The organism is Undibacterium sp. GW821-FHT11B02, assembly GCF_058808955.1.
The window spans coordinates 167,738-186,748 of sequence record NZ_JBXASD010000008.1 but is presented as its reverse complement, the minus strand read 5'-3'; the positions used below and the strand labels follow the sequence as shown (position 1 = coordinate 186,748).

Genomic DNA, 19,011 nt, shown 5'->3' with positions numbered 1-19,011 from the left:
CGGGATCAATATGAAACAAGTGATGAAAGACCTGTCTGTCATGATGAGCAAGGCACTGAGGTTCGTAGCGTGTTGTGCTCCGTTCCTGCTGCTGGCATCGTTATCTGCGCAGGCAGCCACCCGCACCATACCAGAAGCCCAATTGATCAATCAGGATGGCAAAAATGTGTCCTTTTATCGTGATCTTGTACAAGGCAAGACTGCCGTGCTTAATTTCATCTTTACTTCCTGCACCATGATTTGCCCAACGCAGACTGCCACCTTGCGCCAGGTGCAACGTGACCTGGGGACGCGTGTCGGGCGTGATGTCGTTTTCATTTCCATCAGCATTGACCCTAACACTGATAAACCGGCACGCCTGAAAGCTTTTGCACAACAGTTTGAGGTTGGCCCTGGCTGGCAGTTTTTGACTGGGAACAAGGTTGTCATCGATAAATTGTTGCGTTCATTAAACGCTGGCGTGAGTGATAAAAGCAATCACAGTGGACTGGTATTGGTCATCAATGAAAAAAAGAACGCCTGGCAACAATTAGCAAGCCTGCCTGACGCCAAACTCATCTTGAATGCCATAGAACAGGTGGCCGGACCTGATCCTGCCTTGCAGGTCGCGAATGGGCGTTATTTCCCCAATTTACCTTTACAGACGCAAGACGGAAAAACCGTGCATTTCTTTGATGATGTCATCAAAGACAAAGTGGTGTTGATTAATTTTATTTACACCTCTTGCCCGGGTATATGCTCGCCCATGACCGCCAATTTGGCCAAAGTGCAGGCCTTGCTGGATCCCCGGGTGCAAATGGTCAGTATCACCGTCGATCCTGAAACCGATACACCGAAAGTGTTGAAAGAATTTGCCAACAAATTTCAGGTACACCCAGGTTGGCTGTTCCTGACAGGTAGCGCAGAAAATATTGCAACAGTCTGCCAAAAATTGGGGGGCGGTGGTGCAGATAAAGACGCCCATAGTACTATTTTGTTGGCAGGTAATTTACAGACTGGTGACTGGAAAAAATTACATGCAACAGCCAGGCCGGAAGAAATTGCCGTCGCCGTAGGGAAACTGTTTCCAGTCCGATGATGGCATGGTCATGGACTAACTTTTTCAGCAAATTGTTGTGGCTGTCGTGGCTGCTATGCACAGGTCTTGCCAGTGCTGTAACCGCAGATGATCAAGCCTGGCAACGCGGACAGGCTCTGTACCGCAATGGTTGGAATGGACAAGCTGCCTGCCTGCGCTGCCACGGTAGTCGTGGGGAAGGGCGTGAAGAGGGGGGCTTGCGTGCCCCCGCCCTGGCAGGCAATCCAGACCGGCTGGATGTGCAGCGTGCCATGCTTGATGGACTGGGCAGTACGGGGAAAATTCTGCATCCGCTGATGCCTCGTTATCAAGTTGATGCAGCGACCCTGGATGATTTGCTCGCCTATCTGAACGTGATAGGTAGGGATACACCAGGTGTCAGTGAATCGGTGCTGCGTATCGGTGTTGTTTTGCCGCCGACAGAGTACGGCGCAGCGATACAGGCAGGCTTGAACAAGGCACTTGATCAGGTCGTGTATGGACGTCGGCTGCAGTTGGTCATCAATCCGCCGCCGGATGAAGTGTTGGTCGAGGTCGCCAGTCTGCAACCGGATACTGCAAGCAATACTACTAAAGAAGGTAATCACGCACCTGTCATCGGCCCCATGCCCATCCCTGGTATTGCCAATTTCTCAGACCTTGCTTTGCCAGACAGGTTTCACCTGTTACCCTCAATACGTGAACAAGCCATGGCTTTGCTCACTCAAGCAGAGCTTGATTTTCCGGGAAAAAAAGCAAAAAAACATGTGATGCTGGTATATGACGATGGCAATGATCCCGCTTTGCAGCGATTGGTGGACGCGTTGCGCGAACAGGCGCGATTGCTTCATCAACCCCTGCGGGAACGAGCCTGGCCGTTCAAAACATTCAAGCCAGGTGAAGCGGTGATTTTTCTCGGCAGCGGCACCCATTTACGTGAGTTGCTTGAGACTGGTGGTAATGGACTGGTGTATGCCAACGCCATTCACGTTGGCCTGGCAGCATTGCGCCTGGCACCGGCACGAGCTGGGCGCTTGCGCCTGCTTTTGCCATGGAGTACGACGAGCACGTCATTTGATCTGGCTGCTGCTTATAGTGATGCCGCCTACGCTTCAGGTCAGGTATTGGTCGAAGCACTCAAGCGCACTGGTCGTCAGCTTGGTCGCGCTGAATTACTGCAGCGACTGGACAATCTCAGAGATTTTCCAGTTCCAGATTTTGGTGAAATTGGCTTTCGCCCCGATCAACACTATGGTAGCCATGGTGGGCAATTGCTTGGGGTAGATTCATACCATGGGATATTCAGGGTATTGCGTACCTGGCATGGGGGAGCGGTATCACAATAATTAAGCTTGAGTAGGACTTACGCAAAACTGCCCCAGCTGCGTTGCCGCTCCTCCAATAGGAGCTGCATACTATACATATTGTCTGCCGACGTAACAAACCTCCCCTGCAAGGGCGGTTTCCTAAACCGATAACCTTGCCGGTGCAATTTTGCGTAAGTTCTATTTGGTTTAAATTGATTTGTAAAAACTCATATACTTTTGAGCACAAATTTTTTGTGAAAAAATGCTACTTTTTGTGGCAAATCTCCAAAATTATGCTTTATGGCAACATATTTCAATATGTCCACATGCTAGACTAATATCCATTACTGTTTCGTTTTGGTCAGTTTGCTGAGTTTTCTGTTGACCTTCGCAATATCCTGCAATCTCGCCTGTAATATCCTTGAGAACAATTTTTCTCCCTTTCCCAAAAAACCATGTTAGCCGAGCTAAACAGCTGGGCCTGCGGCTTGTTTATACCTTGCCTCGTTCGAGTACCTTTTGATATGGTTTTTCATATGCTCGTCAACTTTCGCATTCTCGCCATCAGTCTGATCTTGTGGCCCGTTTTTGCGTGGGCGCAGCAAATGCCCTTGCGATACTATACGCAGCACGACGGTCTCAGCAATCTGTCGATTAGTGCAATGGCTTTTGATAAAACGGGTTATCTCTGGACAGGTACTGAAAATGGTTTATTTCGTTTTAACGGTGCTGGCTTTCAACGCTTTTCGGAAGATGCCGGGCTGACAGAGCCATTTGTGACGGACGTCCATATTGACAAGCAAGACCGGCTATGGGTTGGAAGTTACGATAATTTATATCTCAGATCAGGCGAACGTTTTGTTCCTGTCTTGAATGCCGGAAAGAAAATGAGCATATGGCCTGGACAAAATTTCGCATCCTTACCTGATGGCGCACTGCTTCTCATCGACAATCTGCACCTGTATTCGCTCACACTGCTTGATGGCAAGCCGCAGGCACATCCTTTTTTTACAGATGAACAGATTCGGCAACAGCCGGCATTAAAGGATATTTTCGGCATCCATGTTGACGCGAACGGGACGTTGTGGATGGGGTGTCAGCAATCGCTTTGTCAATATGGGCCGCAAGGGCTTAAAGTCTGGGACAGTACACAGGGTGTACCCGATGACCAATGGAACAGCATTGTCCGAGACAACAGAGGACAGTTGTGGGTGCGTGGAAGTCATCACATGGTTTCGTTGCCATCGCAGGCTGTTCGCTTCATTGACCGTACCCCACCTGGCAATATTCTCCAAAAAATTGTGCTGGCAACACCGTTAACGGTAGATTCTGAAGACCGAATTCTTAGCAATTCCGACCAGGGTTTAATTCGCTGGAATAAAGACCACTGGGAAGTATTTGACGCGCGGAATGGTTTGAGAACAGGAGGCGGTCTCAATGCCTTGCTATTTGACAGAGATGGCGGTATGTGGATGGGGGCACGCGGGCACGGTCTGATCAATTGGCTGGGTTATGGAAATTGGGAAAATTGGACTACCACAGAAGGGGTGCCGGATGATGCGGTTCTATCTTTTGTGCGGGACCAGACAGGCATGCTACATATTGGTACACGTTCTGGACCAGCAAGTATGAAGCAAGGAGAAAGGCGATTTGTACCAGGCAAAAGTGAGCATGGTTACAATAATCACCAATGGTCAAGCCTGGTATCAGACAAGGATGGGACAGTATGGGGTTCCACTTATTCGGGCATGTTGATGCGATATGATGCTGCAACTGACCAGGATATTCAAGTCACAGCGCTGTCTTTGATTTCGACCATGCTCGCCGACCGCAATGGCATGCTTTGGCTGGCAACAGCAAAAGGGATATTTGCATTTGATACGCATTCGCCTGGCAAAGCGGTGCAGCAATCTGCAGCACTCAAAGCGGTGCTGGGTCCTAAGAGCGAACAGTTTTTTGACCTATGCCAGAATGCAAGCGGCGATATATGGTTCGTTTCCGAACATCGCTTATTGCGCTTCGACGGCGTTCGTTGGGACAGTTTTCGTGTGGGCATAGAAGGAGATGGTGCGGCTATGGGATTCGTCAATTGTGCTAGAGACGGGACCTTGTGGTTGGGTAGTGAGCAAAACCTGTGGCAAGTGGTGACCAGTAAAAATGGTATCCAGGTCATTCGACAAGATGTCCCGCTATTACATGGCAAGAGAATCATTTCTTTACATGAAGACCTTCGCGGCTGGCTGTGGGTGGGGACTGATGCGGGAATTGCCGTATGGAATAAAAAACAATGGCGCATCTTTAACCAGAATCATGGCCTGGTGTGGAACGATATAAACGGCCGGGCATTTTATGAAGATACAGATGGATCGATGTGGATTGCGACCAGCAATGGGATCTCACACCTGCTTCAACCAGAGCGACTATTCACGCCGCCACAATTGAACGTGTTAATCGAAAGCGTCAGTCGGGATGGTAGATCATATCCGGTAAACAATTCATTGTACTTGCCCTGGTCCCCCGAACCTCTGGAGCTGACATTGGCCAGCCTGAATTTCCAGAACCGGGCAGCACTCAAATTCCATTATCGTTTGGCTGGGCTGGAGAACAACTGGTCGGAGTCGTTTGCGCCAGACCTAAGGTTTACCGCCTTACCACCGGGTAATTACCAGTTGGAATATTTTGTAAGCAATACCGAGGCTCAAGCAGTATCTCCGTTAATGTCGCAGGCGCTGCTGATACAACCTCCGTGGTGGAGGACGATTTCATTTTATATATTATGCAGTGTTGTGGCAGTCGTTTTCTTGCTCACTCTCCATCGCTATCGGCTAAGCAAGTTGACAGCACGACAGTTGGAAATGGAAGCACTCGTAAGCGAACGCACACGGGAGCTTGAGCTTTCGAGGGAAGAGCTGCGTGCGCGTGCGCTAAGAGATGGATTAACCAAAGCATGGAATCGCTCTGCCTTGATAGAAATCCTTGACAAGGAACTGGTAAAAGCCTCACGGCAACAAACATCCTTACTATTGATATTATTGGACCTGGATCATTTCAAGCGCATCAATGATACGTATGGACACCCCGCTGGTGATACCGTATTGCAGGAAGTGGTGTTGCGACTGGAAACCGTCGTGCGGCCATACGATGCAGTAGGGCGCTACGGTGGGGAAGAGTTTCTGGTGTTATTGCCCGGCCTGGACCTGCAAAAGGGAAAGGGGCGTGTTGAAGCTTTGCATCAGATCATACGGTCACAGCCCATACAGATCAAGGGACAGCCAGCGATTACCGTGACAGCCAGTTTCGGCGTGATTGCATTCAATCCTGGCCATCCAAAAACCTCATCTGAATTGATTGACCTCGCAGACCAGGCGTTATATCGCTCGAAAGAGCAGGGGCGCAATCGGATTGAATATGCAGGCTCTGAGGAAAATACATTGAATAAATCAACTTGTATTGAGACCTTATAGGCAGTACCAATTGCTTTGGCCACCCATGCGGTGGTCAGTCCTTGGCAAACGCATCTCGCCCCTATTGATGAAATGAGTTCTGGATGATTGCGATACACTCAAAGACAGAACATTGCTACTGATTCTCAACAGCTTCTTAGCATTTGTACGTTCAACCGTTGGATGAAGAAGTCTTGTACGACAGCTAGCTGTCAGTCGTCAAGATTGCCAATATGTGTGATTGGTAAAATTATACGGAATGTTGTTCCACGTCCCACTGCCGTACTCACGTCGATATGGCCTTTGTGTTTCTGTATGATTCCATAAGACAAAGATAAACCTAGTCCCGTGCCTTTACCGATCGGTTTGGTCGTAAAGAAAGGGTCAAAAATTCGTGGCAGAACATCTTCAGGAATGCCGTCGCCCTTGTCTTCTATTTCTATCCAGACCTGCTCGTCCGCGGTTCCTGTGCGGATAGTTATTTGGCCTCGTTTCGATCCAGATGCATGCGCTGCGTTGACCACGAGATTCATCACCACTTGATTGATTTGAGATGGCAGACATTCCACTTCGGGGATAGAGCCATACTCTTTAATTACATCTGCAGAGTATTTGATTTCACTAGTTATTATATTTAACGTAGACTCTATACCTTGATGAAGGTCAGCCCATTCCCATTTCTGAGCTGTATCTGTTCGAGAAAAATCCTTCAGGTCCTGGATAATTTTACTGACACGTGTTATTCCATCCTTGGATTCGTTGATAAGAAATGGAATATCTTCCTTTAAATACTGTAATTCAATACGTTCACGTAGATTTCTTATTTCCGTAATCAGTGATGGCGAAGTTATGTGATGTTCGGCATTTTCATATGCGGTCAGCATTTCGAATAAACGTTCGAGATAAAGTTCCAGAGTGCTGAAATTTGAAAATATGAAACCGATAGGATTGTTGATTTCATGTGCGACGCCTGCTGCCAATTGGCCAATAGACGCTAATTTTTCTGATTGAATCAATTGGCTTTCCAATAGTTTCCGTTCATTGATTTCGTTTTCAAGTAATCTGTTTGCGAGCAATACTTCACTGTTTCGTTCCTGAACAATCTGCTCCAGGTGATCCATTTTTAATGCTGCTTGCTGGCCGCTTACCCACTTGGCGGTTAGGGTATTGGCTAACTGCCGGACCTCAATCAAGTCAAAGGGTTTTTTTAAAATCAATAAGCGATCGCGTGTATCCAGACGGTTTAATACTTCTTCCCAGGAATAATCGGAATAAGCCGTACATATAACGATCTGCAATCTTGGGTCTAGTTGCCACAGACGCTCCGTGGTTTCAACACCATCCCAGCCGGGTGGCATACGCATGTCTATGAAAGCCATTGCATAGGGTAAATTGGCATCCAGCGACTTCTGTACCATCTCCATGCCGTCTTGCCCTTGATACGCAGAATCCAACTCAAATCCAATAAAAGAGGTATCAGGTTTTTCTCCAAATAACATCGCTTCTGCGCTGTCAAGCTCTGATTCAGATGAACTTTTAACGAGAATTTTGCGAAAATCCTCATGAATCTGAGGCATGTCGTCTATGAGTAATATGCGTCTATTTGAAAAATAATCCATAAATTTAACAATACATTTCCATATCTTCAATTTTTCGGAAAAGGTTTTTTAATTCAATCTCTTTTTTGCAATGAATGCGTCTGATTGTCGCTTGGTCTCTGATACATTACGATCATGTACGTCAAACGCCTCAGCCAAAATTTTTCGAAGCTCATGATTGCTGAAAGGTTTGCCTAAGAATTTATAGATGGCACCCTGATTAATTGCCGCAGTCATCGCTTCAAATTCCTTGTAACCACTAAAAAGTAATCTAACGGTGCTGGGGTACAAACGTCGGATTTTTGTCAGCATTTCTACTCCAGTTGTTTCCTGCAGTCGTTGATCGCATAAAACCACGCCAATATTGTTGCAAGCAAGTAATTCAAAAGCTTCCTCTGCACGATTCGCCAATAGTATGCGATAACCATCAAATTTTAATCCCCTTACTATTGCACGTGTCATACCAGGATCGTCATCCAATACAAGCAGGGTCCGGGTAAAAGAATCTTCTGATCTGGATTCCGGAACGAGAAGTGGACCAGCCAGCAGGAGAGACATCAATTCTGCAGCATGCAATGCCGGGCTAAAAAAATAACCTTGCGCTTGGTCGCAACCACCTAAAGTAAGCAATGCAACCTGACCAGCCGTTTCGACCATTTCGGCGACTGTTTTCAATCCGAGTTGATGTGCCATCACAATAATAGTATTTGTAATGGCCAGATTGTCCGGGCTACTGACAACATCTTTGATAAAAGATCCATCTAACTTGATCTTGTCAATTGGGAGTGCTGCCAATGACCGCAAATTCGAGTAACCAGTACCAAAATCGTCAATCGCCAATTGCACTCCCAAGCTTTTAAGATCGTTCATGATCAAGATATTTTTTTCAATATTTTGAACTATTGTACTTTCCGCCAACTCCAATTCAAGATGACAGGGCTCTATTTTATTCGCGGTTAAAGAACCGGCAATGCATTGTTTTAGATCAGGCCATTCTACTTGTTTGGCTGACAGATTAATGCTGATGCCTATGATCGGAAGATCTGCTTCCCGCCATGCCTTGCATTGTTCACAAACCTTCCTTATCGTCCAGGCACCTAGTAACTCAATTAAACCCGTTTCTTCGGCCAGAGGTAAAAACAGAGTGGGGGGGATGTTTCCTAATTCTGGATGTTGCCATCGCAGTAGCGCTTCAGCTCCACTTATTTTCCCATTGCGCAAATCGATTTGTGGCTGATACGCTAGCGATAACTGATGTTCATCAATTGCGCGTTGCAAGTCGGAGGCCAGTTTTTTTCGTTCATCCAAATGACGATGCAAATTCTCATTATAAATTTGCAGGTTATTGCGTCCCATTTCTTTTGCGCGGTACATAGCGGCGTCGGCGAACTTAAGCAATTCATTTCCATCTATACCGTCTTCGGGGAAATTGCTGCAACCAATACTGCAACTTATATTAATTTGCCGACCAGCGAGAATCAAAGGTTGCGCAACGCTTTTCACTACGCGATCAATGGCAAGTTCAACGTTATGCGCCTGTCCATTTTGGTTATATAGCAACAAAACAAATTCATCGCCTCCTAAGCGGGCGACAGTATCTGTTTCGCGTAAACAGCTACCGATACGTAGGGCAACGACCTTCAATAATTCATCGCCCGCAGCGTGACCAAAACTGTCATTAATCCATTTAAAACGATCCAAATCGAGAAAACATATCGCTAACCGCCCGTCGTTTCTTTGGGCGTGTGATATTGCCTGATGAAGTCGGTCCATTAACAAATGCCGATTAGGCAAACCAGTTAATGCGTCATAATTGGCCTGATATTGTAATTGTTTTTGTAATCGTTTGTGTTCGGTCGCATCCCGTATCACCAGCTGTGTCGCTGATTTTCCTTGGTAAGTGTATGCAAGACGGTTTACTAAGACATGTATCTTGTCGCCATCAAGACATAGCGCCAATTCTTCTGTCGAAAACTGCACATCAATATTATTTTCTGAATTACTGAGATGCTTTGCAGCGGAAGGATGAACCGATACGAGCAGCGACGTTATCGAACGATTTAATAAATTATTGAGTTGATGTGCGCGAAACAAGTCGCAAGCTGTTCTATTTGCAAAAACAATTCTCTCTGAACGCTCAATTAAGATAGCGTCCGGAGACAGTTCAACGAGCAGTCGGTATTGTTCCTCACTCTCTTGCAGATTGTTGTTTGCAATTTCAAGATTTGCCTGTGCCTCTTTTCGCACCAACATTTCATTTGTGAGTTCCTTTGTTCGTTCTTGAACAATCTGCTCCAGGTGATCCATTTTTAATGCTGCTTGCTGGCCGCTTACCCACTTGGCGGTTAGGGTATTGGCTAACTGCCGGACCTCAATCAAGTCAAAGGGTTTTTTTAAAATCAATAAGCGATCGCGTGTATCCAGACGATTTAATACTTCTTCCCAGGAATAATCGGAATAAGCCGTACATATAACGATCTGCAATCTCGGGTCTAGCTGCCACAGACGCTCCGTGGTTTCAACACCATCCCAGCCGGGTGGCATACGCATGTCTATGAAAGCCATTGCATAGGGTAAATTGGCATCCAGCGACTTCTGTACCATCTCCATGCCGTCTTGCCCTTGATACGCAGAATCCAACTCGAATCCAATAAAAGAGGTATCAGGTTTTTCTCCAAATAACATCGCTTCTGCGCTGTCGAGCTCTGATTCAGATGAACTTTCAACGAGAATTTTGCGAAAATCCTCATGAATCTGATGCATGTCGTCTATGAGCAATATGCGTCTATTTTTCAACGAATTCATAAAATATCTTTTCCTGATTTTATCGGGAATTCGAAAGTAAAAACTGCACCTTTTCCCACGCCATCGCTACTAGCTGTTAAATTTCCCCCCATCGATTTTGCCGCCAACACACAACTATGCAATCCAAAACCATGACCATTTTTGCGGGTGGTGAATCCATGTGAGAAGATACGTATGATATTTTCGGGTGGAATGCCTTCGCCGTTATCTATGACCTGTACTTGTATAGTTTGTTCTTGTACCTGATGCACGCGCAGAGTAATCAGATGTTGGTCGCCTTGCTTGCTGGCCATTGCATTTTTTGCGTTACTAATAAGGTTAATTAATATTTGCAATACCCGATGCCGGTCAAGTAACATCGGTGGAACAGTATCAAACTCCTTTACGATCTTCACGTTGTGATGTACTAATGAACTAGCGCTTATACGCAATGCGTCTTCAATAAGTTCGTTAAGTTGAAACTGTTCGAGCACACTTGATGTACCTGCGTACGATTGCTGTGTAGTAACGATGTCCCTAATGTGATCAATACTTTTAACAAGTTGGGCAAGTTCGTTGACAATTGCTTGTTGTTCGTCACCTATTGCAACAGACAATTTGCCAAGATAATCAGGTAATAATTTACCCTTTGGATTTTTAGTGAAAAAATCCCCCAAGTCTTCAGCATGCTCTTCGATAAGTTGGACAGCTTTTCCTAACCCTGATATTTTAGATGCGCGAACTCGATTACTAACTAATTCGGCTGATATGTTCACGCTGTTTAAAACATTTCCTACGTTATGAAGTACGTTAGTCGCAATCTCGGCCATCCCTGCTTGACGAGCAGTTGTAATCAGTTCAGCCTGCACGGCTTTTAATTCATAGGTGCGTTCTTGAACTCGTTGTTCCAGATTGTTGTTCGCATATTGCAGTTCAGTATTGATACGCTTTATAAGCGCATTGTTGCGAATTATTCGAATTGCTGCATATAAAAATAAACCCGTCAGCGCGACGGCAAATAGAAATAAATACTGTCGATATTTTTGAGCTAGTTCAGTGTTTTGTTGTTGTTCAATGTTGAGAGAATTATTGATTGCATCTATATTCGCTGCAGTCGGTTCATTGGAGATGTCTTTTAAAAGTTCATTGACAACACCGTGTTCTCTTAAAATTGTCCGTGCATGAGCGGAAAATATGTTCATCCTTTCCGTGAAATTTAGAGGAAGATTTTTTTCCAAGCTAATTAACTGAACTAACTCTGATTCGATTTCGATTGCTTTTTCCTCGGACGCTGCCTGGTCATACACTAAACTGGCTAGCAATATTTTTTTTACACTCCCGGTGATGTTTTCGAAAATGGCTGCATTTTTTGTTTGAGAACCTAGGTTTTGAATATCTTCAGCTGCAGTCGGCAGAAATGCTAAAGAATTTCTAAGGATTGCGTTGTGAGATTTGAAGCGTTCAATCAGAATTGATTTTTTCTGCAAGGTTTTTTCAAAAATTCTAATTTCGTTTTCCAGTCTCAGGGAGGTATTGTGATTTTTTTTTGCTGTGATTAAATCCAATTGTTGCTGCAATTTATCCAGGTCTGAGAGTGGATCAACTAATGGATCATACGTTTTATTGATTCCGACTTTAGACTTCATCACATCCAATTCCCAATGCGCGTCAAGCTGTTTTATTTGACGTAACAGGGCAACGTTTTCGAAATAGAGAGCTGGGTCGAAATTTTTCGTTTTTATATATAAAAAAATGAGCGAGGAGGAAAGCAGTACGCCCAGAAATGCCATTGGGAGCCAAGTCAATGAAGTACGCTTAATTTTCATGGCTTATTGGAGAGTTCGCCAGTTAATGTATTGAGGAATTTGACGATGAATTGCTTATCCTCTTTTGAACCAACACGTCCAAGTTGATACTTGAACATGACGTCAACTGCTTCCTCCAGTGTTTTTGCAGATGCGTCGTGAAAATATGGTGCAGTCAGAGCGACATTACGTAGACTAGGTACCTTAAACACATACTTGTCTCCTTCTTCTTTTGTGACAAGATAGCGACCAAGATCTGCTTCTGTTAGTTTTCCGCGCTGCTTAAAATAGTCTCCCATGACACCAAATTTTTGAAACATGTTTCCACCGACATTGACTCCTTGATGGCAGGCTATGCAACCGTATTGTTTAAATTTGTTGTAGCCAATTTTTTCCACATCAGAAATGGCCAAATTATTGCCCCGAAGATATTGGTCGAAACGTGAATTGGGTGTGATCAAGGTGCGTTCAAAAGTGGCAATTGCGTCCTGTATGTTGGCTTGTGTGACCCCATCTTTATAGGATGCGGTGAAAGCTTGCTGATACTTCGCGTCTTTGGATATTTTACGTACGATATCTTCCCATTTTGAACCCATCTCAGCGGGATTTTGCAGCACCTGACTGATTTGTGCTTCTAAAGAATCTGCGCGTCCATTCCAAAATTGTTTGAAATTGAATGCGGTGTTGAAAACGGTTGGCGTGTTGACCTCGGTTTTTTGCCCGTTAATACCGATAGAGCGTGACAGGCCATCCATACCGCCTTTTTCAAGATTGTGGCAACTTGCGCAGGATATTTTATTGTTTACAGAAAGGAGAGGGTCACGAAATAGTTGCCTGCCAATTTCTGCTCTGGCTGGATTTTGATTCAGCGAAAAAGGTATGGGTTTAATTGGTTCATCCAGCGAGGCTGGCAGAACAGAATTTGAAATCCCTGACGCTAACAAGATGGCAAATTTCAAAGAACTGAAAGACATCTATCTTCCTTTGCACAGGTTTTCATGCATATAGTTCATTTGGTGGCAATTTAATAATACTATGAATCATGCAAGTTGATTCAATTTATTAAAAACTGATAAAAATATCCTACATTTCGCCATTGCAATTAATTTTACAACAACAGTTTTTCTTGATGTACAGGTATTATTTGTGTATAGATGACTAATATGCAAAAAAATTTCTGTTTTGATATTTGTTGTTTTTAAAAAAAGTCCAGCTATATTGAAAGTAGTAATTTTATATATGCATTAACTTATACCAAAACGTGATGATGTCCGGTAGGGAGTCTGGATGAGAACACCTAAAGCGTATCCGCGAATATTGATAGTAGATGATGAAGTGCTGCACATGAGTGCACTGTGTGATTTATTGCGTGATCATGGCTATGAGACTTCAGGCTTTGTATCAGGTTCAGAAGCACTGATTCAAATGCGGGATACAACATTTGATCTTCTGCTTACCGATTTGATGATGCCGCAGTTTGACGGTATAGAAATGGTGAAGGCGGCTCGTCATCTTGATCCAGACCTGGCGTGCATTGTCATGACGGGTGAGGGGACGATAGCGTCTGCGGTGGAAGCGATGAAGGTTGGGGCTCTTGACTATATTATTAAGCCGTTCAAGATTTCTTCACTTCTTCCTGTGCTGGCAAGAGCACTGGAAGCGCGGACATTGCGAATGGAAAACGCCAATCTCGAACGGCTGTTACATGCGCATATCACTGAACTGGCAGTCTTAAATGAAGATCTTGAATTGGCCAAGACACAAGCAGATATTGCGAATAGGGCGAAATCCACCTTCTTGTCTAACATGAGCCACGAGTTGCGCACTCCACTTAACGCTATCCTTGGTTTCGCGCAAATACTCACATCCGAGACATTATCAACAACACTTGATGAAAAAAAAGAATTTGCGCAGCATATAGAAGAAGCAGGAATTCACTTACTTACTTTGATTAACGAAATACTCGATTTGGCGAAAGTTGAATCCGGTGCGATGAGTTTATCACTTGAGCCCGTCGCGCTTGAAGATGTATTTGCTGAATGCAGTACGATGATTGAGCCTCTGTCAAAAAAACGTGCTATCGGTGTTCAATTCAAACCAGTTCATGGCATGCATGTTTTTGCTGACCGGATACGCCTGAAACAGATTTTGATCAATTTATTGTCCAATGCGATTAAATATAACAGGTCAGATGGCGTTGTTACGGTAAGTTGTGAAAAGATCGATGCAAAAAAAATGCGCATTTATGTTCAGGATACGGGTATTGGACTCACCGCAGCCCAGCTCGAAACTATTTTTCAGCCGTTCAATCGGCTGGGGCGTGAAGTTTTTGACGAAGAAGGTACCGGAATTGGCCTGGCATTGGTGAAGCATCTGGTTGATGCAATGCGTGGGGAAATCGGCATTTCCAGTGAACTAGGGGTTGGTAGCACCTTTTGGATAGAACTGCCTATGGGTGATTCTGTAATGCCACCTTTGATGACTAAATCCGCCGAAGCAGCCGCGCGTGAATCATCTAATGGTTCTTTGGAAAAAGGGCAAAAAACTTTACTTTACATAGAAGATAATCCGACGAACCTGAGGTTGGTAAAGGAGCTCATGCGCTTTCGCCCGGATTTTACTTTTCTGTCCGCGCCAGATGGTTTTGCCGGAATAGAATTGGCCCGTTTGCATTTACCTCAAGTTATTTTGGTGGATATTAATTTGCCCGGTATCGACGGAATTGAAACCAGGCAAATACTCGGTGATGATTTAAGAACAGCACATATTCCTGTCATTGCGCTTACTGCAAATGCGATGTCTTCCGAAATCGAAATGGGGGTAGCTTCGGGTTTCTTTCGTTATATTACTAAACCCATTGATATTGTTAAATTTACTGAAGCAATAGACGCTGCCCTGGAATTGGAGTGAATCGGCAACTATTTTCACAAATTCGTCCATGTTGCATGTATTGATATTTGAATTCAGATACGACGAACATTTGCTGCACAATCTTGAAGTCATTTTCATGAAAGAGGGAAAAAGATGGAGCACTTTTCTAACACAAATACTGATAGCGTTGCGCGTATAGATCGTTGGCAAAAGGGTCGGCAAAAAGCATTCAAGGCAATTCCTTCAACAGGAAAAAAGTTTAAATACCTTGATAAAGAGTTCCTGGTTTACCCAGGTACTTTTTGGCCATTTATTGATAGCCAGCCGCTTGTCCAAAATTTCCGTATCAAGCCGGGAGAAAGTGTACTGGATATTGGGACTGGTTCAGGGGTTATTGCTATTTTCGCCTGTTATCAAGGGGCCAGTGAGGTGCTGGCAGTAGACATTAATCCGTCGGCTATTAAGAGTGCAAAGCACAATGCAAAATTGCACGAATTTGACAAAATTATGCAAGTCAAGAGTTCAGATCTTTTTCAAAAAATTAGTGGAGCTCAATTTGATGTTATTACAGCGAATCTCCCTTTTCGAAACAAATTTGCACATGATGTGGTAGCGCAATCCCAATGGGACACCGATTTCAAGACCAATGCCCGTTTTTTTGAAGAGGTCGGCAGCTATTTGAAGCCAAACGGGCGAATTTATTTTGCGCAATCAAATTTTGGTGCCATCAAAGAAATGAAAGCGTTGGCAAAAGCGGCAGGGTTTTCTGTTCGTGCAATAGGTAGTGCCGCTGCAGATAAGGAAGAGACAAAAAAATTCTTTGCTTTTGTCATGAAAAGGATTGCTACCAGTAAATCTACATGACCAAGACTATTTGCGCAGTCAATGAGATGCGCAATATCGCGCACTCCAGACTTAATTTACAGGTAGATAAGGTAGCGGTTATTTTAACGTCGCCCAGGTCTGGTTCTACTTTATTGAAAAGTGTGCTGGCATCTCATCCGGATGTCGCTACTCTTGACGGCGAAATCACGCCATTTTTGACCCTTACAGATAATGGCTTCGGCTGTAATTCTGATAGTGATGCGATCAGTAGTTTTTCAAATTTGGATAATTTGGCCGACAATATTCTTGATGACTTGACGGTCGTTACGAAGGAAATGCCAGATGCAGGATTTTTAAAAAAGAAATGGGAAAAACGCTTGTTATTGCAATTTCCAAGTTTATTTTCAGATTCTCTGGCACATGTTGATCTAATGGACTCTTTGGATGAAGCTTTGAATGAAGTCAGGACTGGCAATGTCAGTGAAGAGCTGGCTCAGCAAGAGGTCGTACTGACTAAAGTATTTCGACGTATGCCATGGAGAATGGCATATTACGATGGCCGAAAGAATACAGCGGGTGCAGTTTGTTTTAATGAAAGGACCAAATTGGAAGAGCCGCCGTTTGTACTGCCAGGACTGTATCGAAGGCAGTTTACTGAACGGGATGCGCGGGAAAAGACCTTACTCTTCAAATCTCCTCCGGATGTCTATCGTGTTGGTATGTATGAGCGGCTTTTTCCTAACGCAAAAATAAATTACATCCATTTGACCAGAGGGTATGCGCAGTCTGTGAATGGATTAATGGATGGCTGGTTATCGCCGATAGGTTTTTTCTCGCTGGATTGTAGCCAAATCGATGTGCAATTGGCTATTGATGGTTATTCAAACGTGGTCGAATTTGGTGAGAAATGGTGGAAATTTGACTTGCCTCCAAATTGGAAGGAATTTACCAGAGCCCGTCTAGAAGATGTTTGTCTCAATCAGTGGCTGTCAGCACACCAGGCGGTTCTTGCCAGTGAAATAAACGCGCTGCGTGTAACTTTCGAAGAATTTCTATTGCGACCAGCCGAAGTAATAAAAAAAATCACAGAATATCTTGGCCTGAGCGATATGCCATCATTACCTGAATTCCGGACTATGATGGCAACAGAAACACCCAAATTAAAACGATGGGAAAAGCGAAAGAATTTGCTGATGAATTTGGGATCAGATCCAAAAGTCATTGCAATGATGGCTGCACTTGATTATTCAATGGATCCGGAAACCTGGATATGAATCACCGCCTCATCATTCCATTCTTAACAGGACAACGTCGTAACGGCCTGTGTCGTATTCGCGACATCGAGGGCGACATGTGGGACATGGTAGACGTGCCAGATTTCTCTGAAACAGAAATTGGTGATGCCAATGAGAAGTTACGCAGAATGGGAATAATTTATGCCCGCCTGTCCAAATCGGTGGAAAACATCCTTAAACATGGATTGCGACCTGTTTGTGTTGCTGGCGATTGTATTTCCACCCTGGGTGTATTGAGTGGCTTACAACGAGCAGGAAAAGAGCCGGATCGTATTCTTTGGTTGGACGCACATGGAGATTTTCACACATGGGAGACGACACAAACGAAATATCTTGGTGGAATGCCACTCGCTATCCTGGTCGGTAAGCGTGACAGGCGAAAAAAAGATAGGGATTCTGTAGCTGCTTTTACTAACATGGTTGGTGCGCAAGCTTATCCAGAAAAAAGAATTGTTTTATCTGACGCACGCGATTTGGACGCTGGTGAACGTGAAGCGATACAAAATTCTGGCATTACTATCTGCAAGCTGGAAGACATTTTCAAACATCTTCCACTTGATGAAAGTATCTATTTGCATTTTGATACAGATGTAATTGATGCAGAAGTTGACATGCCTGCACTTAAATATCATGTAAAACATGGGCCTGGATATGCAGACATTGCACAGGTCTTCCGGGGTTTACGTAACAGAAAGCTCATTGCTATTTCAGTCTCTGCCTGGCACGAGGAAATGGACATAAATGATAAAACGGCAATTGCTTGCCTAAGTTTATTAAAAGAACTAGAATAAAATGCAATTTTCGTTGCTTTGATGGGGGTTGGGGCATGGTTTTTACTAAATTTTGAAGCTTCTTGTGTTTTTAGTTTTGCTTTGCGGCAATTAAAGTTTAGTATTTCTTGTAGCTGTCTTTGTTGTATTCGTCGCACTCTTTTGTTTGTTATATGAGTCCCGATAATGTAGAAGAGGAATCGCAATGAGATATGCGGCGAGTACAAAGAATATTCCCAAAACCTACATCTATGTTGCCGCCAGTGTGTTGATGGCTATTGTTTTGCTTGCGGCTTACATGTTGATGTTTCGCGCACCAGCAAATGGTCGCCCTGTAGTTCTTGAACAGATAACGATTGCAACTAATACCGAATATGTAGGAACCTGTTCCATTATTGCCGCTTTAGAGAACGGCTATTTTCTTAATGAGGGCTTGCAGGTCAGGATACAGTCGCATTCAAGTGGTAAGGCCGCAATGGAAGCTGTCCTGCAAGGACAGGCCGACTTGGGAACCGTTGCAGACATTCCAATTATGTTCGCAGGCCTGGATAACCGGCCGATATTGGTTATTGCCACAATATTTAAAGCCGAAAAAGATCATGGGATTGTCGGAAGAAAGGACAAAGGGGTAACAACGCCAATTAGTCTGAAGGGGAAGCATGTCGGGGTGACGCAAAGTACTTCAGGGCATTTTACGCTGGATGCTTTTCTTAACAGGCAAAAACTGAATCCTGATGATGTAATCAAGCACAACTATAAACCTGAGGAATTGAGCAAAGCGCTGGAAAAAGGGGACGTTGATGCGGTGGCAGGTTGGGAGCCTTTTTTAGGCAATATCCTTACGCAATTAGGTAGCAATGGCGTGGCTTTTTATGGGCAAGATATATATGAAAGCCTATATGGAATTGTTGGCTTGAGAGATTATGTCATCAAACATCCAGAAACAATTAAAAAAGCATTGCGTGCATTGGATTTGGGCGGACGTTTTTGTAATGATATGCCCGACGCTGCACGAAAACTGGTGGATGTTATGATCAAAACGGACATGAAAGACCTGGAAGGTGCATGGCCATCCTATCGATTTGACGTTGCTCTGGACCAGGGATTGCTTCTTGCGCTGGAAGATGAAGCAAGATGGGCAATCAAAAATAAACTAACGAATAAAACGTCAACTCCTAATTATCTTGACTACATTTATCTTGATGGTCTGGAGGCAGTGAAACCGTCAACAGTTACCATTATTCATTGAGAAATAA

At 44.3% G+C, this 19,011-nt stretch carries 12 protein-coding genes; 8 read left to right on the top strand and 4 right to left on the bottom strand.

The features are described from left to right. The first annotated feature begins 22 nt into the window (after positions 1-22). The 3 genes from AC1RVX_RS18690 (at position 23) to AC1RVX_RS18680 (ending at position 5,828) form a co-directional block, all read left to right on the top strand. The gene (locus tag AC1RVX_RS18690; protein WP_493218108.1) at positions 23-1,078 is read left to right on the top strand and encodes an SCO family protein; all 1,056 of its coding nucleotides are present in this window, start codon (positions 23-25) and stop codon (positions 1,076-1,078) included. Then, the gene (locus AC1RVX_RS18685) at positions 1,075-2,403 is read left to right on the top strand and encodes a hypothetical protein (RefSeq protein ID WP_493218107.1); all 1,329 of its coding nucleotides are present in this window, start codon (positions 1,075-1,077) and stop codon (positions 2,401-2,403) included. The genes AC1RVX_RS18690 and AC1RVX_RS18685 overlap by 4 nt, the downstream gene beginning before the upstream one ends. Before the next feature lie 416 nt (positions 2,404-2,819). Beyond that, complete coding sequence (locus tag AC1RVX_RS18680; RefSeq protein ID WP_493218106.1) at positions 2,820-5,828, top strand: ligand-binding sensor domain-containing diguanylate cyclase; 3,009 nt, start codon at positions 2,820-2,822, stop codon at positions 5,826-5,828. Between the two features lie 191 nt (positions 5,829-6,019). Here the strand turns inward: AC1RVX_RS18680 and AC1RVX_RS18675 are convergent, their stop codons facing one another. From AC1RVX_RS18675 to AC1RVX_RS18660, 4 genes are read right to left on the bottom strand one after another with little or no spacing between them, the layout of a single operon-like run. After that, entirely contained in the window at positions 6,020-7,426 is a 1,407-nt protein-coding gene (locus AC1RVX_RS18675; protein WP_493218105.1) for an ATP-binding protein, read from the bottom strand. A gap of 48 nt (positions 7,427-7,474) precedes the next feature. After that, positions 7,475-10,210 (bottom strand): EAL domain-containing protein, encoded by a 2,736-nt coding sequence (locus tag AC1RVX_RS18670; RefSeq protein ID WP_493218104.1) that lies wholly within the window; start codon positions 10,208-10,210, stop codon positions 7,475-7,477. Continuing rightward, positions 10,207-12,015 carry a DAHL domain-containing protein gene (locus AC1RVX_RS18665; protein ID WP_493218103.1) on the bottom strand — a complete coding sequence of 603 codons (1,809 nt, stop codon included), beginning with the start codon at positions 12,013-12,015 and terminating at the stop codon, positions 10,207-10,209. The genes AC1RVX_RS18670 and AC1RVX_RS18665 overlap by 4 nt, the downstream gene beginning before the upstream one ends. After that, a complete protein-coding gene (locus AC1RVX_RS18660) occupies positions 12,012-12,968 on the bottom strand; it encodes a cytochrome-c peroxidase (protein ID WP_493218102.1) in 957 nt (318 codons plus the stop codon). The genes AC1RVX_RS18665 and AC1RVX_RS18660 overlap by 4 nt, the downstream gene beginning before the upstream one ends. Before the next feature lie 313 nt (positions 12,969-13,281). On the opposite strand from AC1RVX_RS18660, the gene AC1RVX_RS18655 reads away from it, so the two are divergent. The 5 genes from AC1RVX_RS18655 (at position 13,282) to AC1RVX_RS18635 (ending at position 19,004) form a co-directional block, all read left to right on the top strand. After that, positions 13,282-14,904, top strand: coding sequence for a response regulator (locus tag AC1RVX_RS18655; RefSeq protein WP_493218101.1), 1,623 nt, complete (start codon positions 13,282-13,284; stop codon positions 14,902-14,904). Between the two features lie 114 nt (positions 14,905-15,018). Continuing rightward, a complete protein-coding gene (locus AC1RVX_RS18650; protein ID WP_493218100.1) occupies positions 15,019-15,729 on the top strand; it encodes a 50S ribosomal protein L11 methyltransferase in 711 nt (236 codons plus the stop codon). Further along, positions 15,726-16,964, top strand: a complete 1,239-nt coding sequence (locus AC1RVX_RS18645) for a sulfotransferase (protein ID WP_493218099.1) — start codon at positions 15,726-15,728, stop codon at positions 16,962-16,964. Before AC1RVX_RS18650 ends, AC1RVX_RS18645 begins: the two co-directional genes overlap by 4 nt. Continuing rightward, on the top strand, positions 16,961-17,776 hold the full coding sequence (locus AC1RVX_RS18640) for an arginase family protein (protein ID WP_493218098.1): 816 nt from the start codon (positions 16,961-16,963) through the stop codon (positions 17,774-17,776). The genes AC1RVX_RS18645 and AC1RVX_RS18640 overlap by 4 nt, the downstream gene beginning before the upstream one ends. Positions 17,777-17,960: 184 nt before the next feature. Next, positions 17,961-19,004, top strand: coding sequence for an ABC transporter substrate-binding protein (locus tag AC1RVX_RS18635; RefSeq protein WP_493218097.1), 1,044 nt, complete (start codon positions 17,961-17,963; stop codon positions 19,002-19,004). Positions 19,005-19,011: the final 7 nt, after the last annotated feature.